At 58.1% G+C, this 5922-nt stretch carries 6 protein-coding genes and 3 pseudogenes; 1 reads left to right on the top strand and 8 read right to left on the bottom strand.

Translation table 11 applies throughout. The annotated features are described in order from the left end of the window. The 7 genes and pseudogenes from EAW56_RS13050 to EAW56_RS10800 all read right to left on the bottom strand — a co-directional run. Window positions 1-711: pseudogene (locus EAW56_RS13050) on the bottom strand (IS30-like element IS1513 family transposase); the annotation flags it as partial. Between the two features lie 55 nt (window positions 712-766). After that, window positions 767-940, bottom strand: a pseudogene (locus EAW56_RS13045) (hypothetical protein); the annotation flags it as partial. Window positions 941-1321: 381 nt separating this feature from the next. After that, on the bottom strand, window positions 1322-1564 hold the full coding sequence (locus EAW56_RS10820; RefSeq protein ID WP_005292604.1) for a YlcI/YnfO family protein: 243 nt from the start codon (window positions 1562-1564) through the stop codon (window positions 1322-1324). Between the two features lie 88 nt (window positions 1565-1652). Then, complete coding sequence (locus EAW56_RS10815; protein WP_005292602.1) at window positions 1653-2015, bottom strand: DoxX family protein; 363 nt, start codon at window positions 2013-2015, stop codon at window positions 1653-1655. Beyond that, window positions 2012-2587, bottom strand: a complete 576-nt coding sequence (locus tag EAW56_RS10810; protein ID WP_005292598.1) for a TetR/AcrR family transcriptional regulator — start codon at window positions 2585-2587, stop codon at window positions 2012-2014. The genes EAW56_RS10815 and EAW56_RS10810 overlap by 4 nt, the downstream gene beginning before the upstream one ends. A 62-nt stretch (window positions 2588-2649) precedes the next feature. Continuing rightward, entirely contained in the window at window positions 2650-3039 is a 390-nt protein-coding gene (locus EAW56_RS10805; RefSeq protein WP_005292595.1) for an NUDIX hydrolase, read from the bottom strand. Between the two features lie 20 nt (window positions 3040-3059). After that, on the bottom strand, window positions 3060-4244 hold the full coding sequence (locus EAW56_RS10800; protein WP_011272788.1) for an Nramp family divalent metal transporter: 1185 nt from the start codon (window positions 4242-4244) through the stop codon (window positions 3060-3062). Between the two features lie 184 nt (window positions 4245-4428). On the opposite strand from EAW56_RS10800, the pseudogene EAW56_RS10795 reads away from it, so the two are divergent. Then, window positions 4429-4692, top strand: a pseudogene (locus EAW56_RS10795) (IS1634 family transposase); the annotation flags it as partial. Window positions 4693-4735: 43 nt separating this feature from the next. Here EAW56_RS10795 and EAW56_RS10790 read toward each other — a convergent pair. Then, complete coding sequence (locus tag EAW56_RS10790; protein ID WP_095546042.1) at window positions 4736-5791, bottom strand: alpha/beta fold hydrolase; 1056 nt, start codon at window positions 5789-5791, stop codon at window positions 4736-4738. Window positions 5792-5922 lie beyond the last annotated feature (131 nt).

Below are 5922 nucleotides of genomic sequence, written 5' to 3'. Positions count from 1 at the left end.
GGTGGGTGATCTCAGCACCTTTGATCCAAGGGCGACCGGTTAACACGCCAGCGTTTCGGGCACGACGCTTGCGTGTTGAGCCGCCGCGGATAAGTACGTCTTTAGTCTTCATGACTTCTTCAAGCTCGGCTCGCAGGCTGCCTTTGCCTTGAATGTATAAGGCACTGTAGATCGCTTCGTGGGAAATACGCATGCTTTCATCATCGCTGAAAGCATGCTCAAGCCATGCACTAATGCGCCCAGGTGACCACCTGCGGGCAAGGCAATCGACTACTACACCCCGAAGCGTTGGGCTTTCATCGAGCTTGCGTAGTTTTGGCCGCACCATCCGACCAGCAGTAGAAACAGCAGCGTTGTGGGCGTTATACCGCAGCTGCTCTGTGCCGTCCTCATCGACGATCTTCCAACCATTACGGGTGATTTCACGAGCGACGACACTGTGGTGCCTATTTATTTTCTGCGCGATGGCTCGTGCCGAATCACCGACACGACATCCCGCTTCAATAGCAACACGGTCTTCAACAGTAAGCCTGCGACCACGCCCTACTAAGGCGTGTTTGTCGAATACGCCGCTAGGAAATCCATCAACGGCTTGAGTTTTCATCGGTGCTGGCATAACAGAATCTTTACCCAGCTTCTTGCCTGTATCTGGCAAAGACACCACCGCCTCATCAGGCGTTCGACGATGTCGCTGCCGGCGTAACTTCGCATACCGCTGCTTCCTTATCCACCCATACACGGTAGAAGGATGCACACCGATAGCATCAGCCACTGTCTGACAGCTCTCACCAGCAAGCACTCGCTCCACGGCCTGGGCACGTTCATCAGGTGACAAGTGGGCGCGTCTAGGCCGCACTTCGATTACACCAGCTTTCTTTAACCTGCTGTGAAGCAAGCCAGTCGATATTCCAACAGTCTGTGCTGCTTGACTGATCGACATACCTGCACGCACCAACCCAACAGCCTCACGGACAAACGGATCACGCAAACGACTCGCACGCCTGCCTGGAGGTTCGACACCTCTTACCCTCAACCAACCGTAAACCGATTCGGGGCCTACACCCACATCACGCGCGACCAGGCTAACTGCCTCGCCTGCCACCACGCGCTCAACAGCAGCATCCTTAACATCCTTCGGAGTCCAACGCGTCACAACTACCTCCCGGTCGAAGTGGCGCATTCACCCCTTGACAGCACGCCCGTTGCCACAACATCCAGGAGTCCAATTGTTTCATGCCGATTTAGAGCACTACTTAGCCATTGTTGAGCGGGTTTATGTTGCGGTGCAGCGGAGTGGAAGGCATAAACGAGAATGTTGACATCAGGAATGATCATCGAGTACCGCCCACACAGCTTCTTTGTTGCTGAGATCAACTAGAGCCGGTCCGCCGCAATCGAAGGAGGGCAGGTTAACGGGGGTGTCTTCGGTACTGATGCGGGCTTCCTTCTTGAGGGCAGCGCGGACCGCCTCTTCGACGTATGAGCTCAAAGTGACATTGTTGGCTTTGGCTTGGACCTTCGTTTCTTCAAGGAGTTTCGGCGGGAGGTTTATCGTCGTGCGCATACCTTTAGGGTAGAAAGCATCAAGTCATCATTCAAGAGGTGCAATGATGTATCTGCCTTCAGGAAGCCGTGAAAGGTTGACTGGTGTCTTAATTCAGTGCGAGCGTCAGGATCAGTACTCCGATGGAGAATGCGAGCATGCCTAAGCAGTTGATCCAGAATGCGCTACCGAGGAAGTGGGCGCGGACATGGGCTGCTGCGGCCGCGCAGAAATAGGCGATGACTCCAATCATGGCTGTGATTCCTACGCCGGGGAACCAGAGGCCGGCAATGAGTCCTACGGCGGCGAGGCACTTGATGACAATGAGCGCCCACCACCAGTCCTTGGGGAGTTTGACGCCGCTGAGGCAGGCTTCGATGAAGGGGACTGGTTTGAGGGAGAGGGCGGCGTCGCCAAGCAGAATGGCTGCTAGTAGAAGGGAGGGCCAGGCTGGGGAAGATTCTAGGATCATTGGGTTACTCCGAATGCGGTGTTGAGGCGTTCGATCGATGAGGCGGCTTGGGATGTGAGGTGCTCGGTGTCGTAGATTCCGGCGGCCCAGCCGATGAGTAAGCCGAGGTAGACGTTGTACAGCAGGTCGGCGTACTCGGCCGCATCGGCGCTGCTGAGCCTGGTGCCGAGTCGCAGGGTGATTTCATCGGTCAGGAGCGTTTTGAGTGCGGTGAGCGCTTCGCCTTGATTGCCTTGTTGGATGAGTGCTGCGCCAAAGGCGCGGGAGAGCTCTTCGTGGCCGGTAAACATCTGGAGGAAAGGTCTCAGGACATCGAGAAGGCTATCGGATTGTCCCCGGATGTCATCGTGGAGTTCTGAAATGTGTTGGCCAATGGTGCGGATGAGCAGCGTTTGTTTGTCGCCGACTCCCATGACGGTTCCCACGCTAACGCCAGCTTCGGATGCGATAGTCCGGATGCTGGTGGTGGCGTAGCCCTGAGTGAGGAAGAGTTCGTAGGCGGTGGCTAGGACCTTGCTGACGGTGCCAGCTTTGGCGGCCGAGCGCGATGAGTGAACGTGTTCAGTGAACATGTTCAAAAGGGTAGCTCTTGATGGTTTCGAGGTCAATGACGCCGAAGTGTTGACAGTTGGCGCTAGGCCAGCGTGGGGAAGACGCGGTCGCGCAGCAGGTGTGCAAGCTCGCGGTCGGGGGCTGCTGGGTTGACCCAGGCGGTGTCGCCGATTTCGGCGGCGGCATGGGGTTCGTCGGCGGTGACGGTGCGGGTGTAGGTGAAGATGGTGCCGACGACGACCTCGCCCGGTTCGTTGGCGGCGGGAGCGTCGAAGGTGCCGAGTTTGTTGAGGCTCTCGGCGTCGAGGGTGAGGCCTACTTCTTCGGCAACTTCGCGCAGGGCGGCGTCGACAAGCGCCTCGCCCGCCTCGGGCTTGCCGCCGGGCAGTTGGTACTTGGTGGAGGACTTCTTGCGCACGGTAAGCACGTGGCCTTGTGGGTTGCGGATGACGACGGCTGCTACTTCAATCATGGCTGCTGATTGTAGGCGGCCTAGAGCAGCGGCAGGAGCACGAGGGCGAGATTGAGTGCGATGACCAGCGCGGCAAGCGTCCAGCCCACGGCCATAGACCAGGGTTTCGCGGCGAACTCACCCATGACGTCCCGGGAGCCGGCATAGCGGAAAAGCGGGATGATGGCGAAGGGGATGCCCAGGGAAAGAAGTGCCTGGCTGACCACCAGTGCCATAGTGGGGTCGACCCCGCAGCCGATGATGACCAGCGCCGGGATGAGCGTGACCAGGCGGCGGACTAGTAGGGGGACCTTGATGTGAAGCAGGCCGTCCATGATTTCGGAGCCGGCGTAGGCGCCCACTGACGTCGAGGCGAGGCCGCTGGCCAGCAGGCCGATGGCGAAGAGAACGCCGGCCAGCGGGCCGAGGTGGCTGGCAATCGCCGTGTGGGCCCCGGAGATGGTCTCTGTGCCGTCCACGCCGTAGAGGGCCGAGCCCGCCAGGACCAGCAGGCCCACGTTGACGAGCCCGGCGATGGACAGCGCCACGGCGATGTCCGCGCGGGTGCCGGCCAGCACGTGGGGGATTTCCAGGTCGGGGTAGCGCTGCTTGGTCAGGGAGGAGTGTAGGTAAATGGCGTGCGGCATGACGGTGGCGCCCAACATGGAGGCGGCCAGCAGGATGCTGTCCTTGCCCTCTAGGCGGGGGATGAGGCCGCCGGCCACGTCGGCGGGGTCGGGCGGGGCGATGGCGAGGCCGGCAAGGAAGCCGATGCAGATGACCAGGAGCAGGCCGATGACAAGCCCCTCGAACCACTGGTTCTTCTTCTGGAAGATGAGGAGAATGATGGAGACCGCGCCGATGATGAGCGCGCCCGCGAACAGGGGGAGGTTGAAGAGGAGTTGCAGGGCAATGGCGCCGCCGATGACTTCGGCGAGGTCGGTGGCCGCGGCGATGAGCTCGGCCTGGGCCCACATGCCTAGGCGCGCGCGGCGGGAGAGACGCTCGCCCATGATTTCCGGCAGGGAGCGGTGGGTGACTAGGCCCAGTTTGGCGGAGTGGTACTGGATGAACATGGCCATGAGGTTGGCCACGACGAGTACCCACACCAGGAGGTAGCCGTAGTGGGAGCCGGCGCTGATGTTGGCGGCTACGTTGCCGGGGTCGACGTAAGCCACTGCAGCAACGAAGGCGGGGCCGGTGAGGCTGATTAAGGTCTTACGCATAGGCATCTCCATACCAAAAGTTCAACTACTTGAAGTCTAGTTTTCATCTGTCATGTCTAGGGACTTTTTGGACAAGGAGTCCAGCGACTTTTTGGACAGGATGTCTAATGGCTTTTTGGACGTCTGCGGCGGTGGAATAGCCGGATGGCTATTCCAGGTAGTCACGAGCGAACACGCGGGCAATCGGATGTCGAAATCCGATCTCAAGGCGCGACCAATTTATGCCCGAACCGAGGGCTCGATTAATGCGCACCTCAATATCGTCATGGCAACACTCGCAGTGAGTCGAATGATGGAATCAGCAACCGGACGAAGCATTAAACGACTCGTGCGAACTTTCAAAAAGTATCGCAGTTTTGAACTCAGAGTCGAAGACACAACAATCCACGCGGCCACGCCACTACCAGCCGAAGTGCAAAACCTCGTCCACGCCATCACCGAACCCTGACTTCCGCACTAAAATGATCCAACTCAGGAGAAGCGCACGCGGATTAACCTACGCCGGCCAGCAGAATTTCTACGAACTCCTTGCGCTTTTCTACATGGAAGTTGTGGCCCGAGTCAGCCTCGACTTTAACGGCACCGGCGGGAAGAGAATCCATGGCCCTGGCGGCGTCCTCATCACTGGCCGCAGCTTGAAGGACTTCCCCGTCGTATCGCGCTTGACAATGAATATAGGTAACTGGCGCTTGAATCGCCGCAAGTGTTGCTTCTTGATCAAACCCTTCGTTCCAGAGACCCGTAAAGAAGGCATCACCAAACGCTGGGTCATAATCCATGATGTACACCTGTGCCTCATTCATCTCGGGAGGCATGGTCCACAGAGCTATCGGGGCGCCCGGATGCCGAGAGTGATATGCGAGTCCATCACCGATGAACCCCTGAGCAGAGTCCCCAAAGTATTGCCACATTTTTTGGCTGCGCCACTGATAAGCCTGCCAGTCGGTCTCTCCTGAAGACAAGAACTCATGAGTGCTGACAGCTAGGTCCTGATAATTCCACGTATTGCGCGCCTCAGGCAGCTCTGTGGCAAATAGCGGCGGATCTTCTAACACCAGGAAGCTAACCAGTTCTGGATGACGCGCAGCAATCAACGCGGCCAATTGACCCCCAGACGAATGCCCACTTAATACGACGGGTTGGCCAATTGTCTCTATATAACGAGATAGGACGTCTGCGACCTCCACCGCTCGATAAGATTCAAGGCGATCAGACTTGCCATGCCCTGGAACGTCGATGGCATAGACTTGGCGGTCCTTGCTGAGGTCACGTAAAGCGTAACCGTACTGGCGCCATCCGCTCGCTTGACCATGGATAAGGACAATAGGGGAACCGTCCCTTGGCTCGCTTACCCCTACATTGAGCTTCACATGATCCACGCTCATCCGGTGCTCTTGATAGCCAGCCTTTTCCAGGGATCTCACAAGACGCGAGTGATACGTGGTTGTATACCATGCCCAACCGCCAGCACCGGCTGCCGCAAGTGCAACGATTGCCGTCACGATAAGTCCCGCCACCTTCAGGACCCTTTTCCCGACCAGGGCCATGAGCTATCACCTTACCAATACATTTGTATTACAACACCAATACATGGGGTATGCCACGGCTAGTTGGTTGATGGCTTGTTTCCACCCTCTTGGCTTTCGCCCCTTCAATATAGCCGTTGCACTCAGTTGCC

This window comes from Corynebacterium gottingense (assembly GCF_003693265.1).
Lineage (GTDB): Bacteria > Actinomycetota > Actinomycetes > Mycobacteriales > Mycobacteriaceae > Corynebacterium > Corynebacterium gottingense.
Note: the sequence above shows the minus strand (reverse complement) of the source record. Positions and strands in the feature narration are given on the sequence as shown.

Excerpts from the sequence above, each read along its gene's own strand:
- EAW56_RS10820 (WP_005292604.1), bottom strand. The coding sequence starts at position 1,564 with ATGCGCACGACGATAAACCTCCCGCCGAAACTCCTTGAAGAAACGAAG.
- EAW56_RS10815 (WP_005292602.1), bottom strand. The coding sequence starts at position 2,015 with ATGATCCTAGAATCTTCCCCAGCCTGGCCCTCCCTTCTACTAGCAGCC.
- EAW56_RS10810 (WP_005292598.1), bottom strand. The coding sequence starts at position 2,587 with ATGTTCACTGAACACGTTCACTCATCGCGCTCGGCCGCCAAAGCTGGC.
- EAW56_RS10805 (WP_005292595.1), bottom strand. The coding sequence starts at position 3,039 with ATGATTGAAGTAGCAGCCGTCGTCATCCGCAACCCACAAGGCCACGTG.
- EAW56_RS10800 (WP_011272788.1), bottom strand. The coding sequence starts at position 4,244 with ATGCGTAAGACCTTAATCAGCCTCACCGGCCCCGCCTTCGTTGCTGCA.
- EAW56_RS10790 (WP_095546042.1), bottom strand. The coding sequence starts at position 5,791 with ATGGCCCTGGTCGGGAAAAGGGTCCTGAAGGTGGCGGGACTTATCGTG.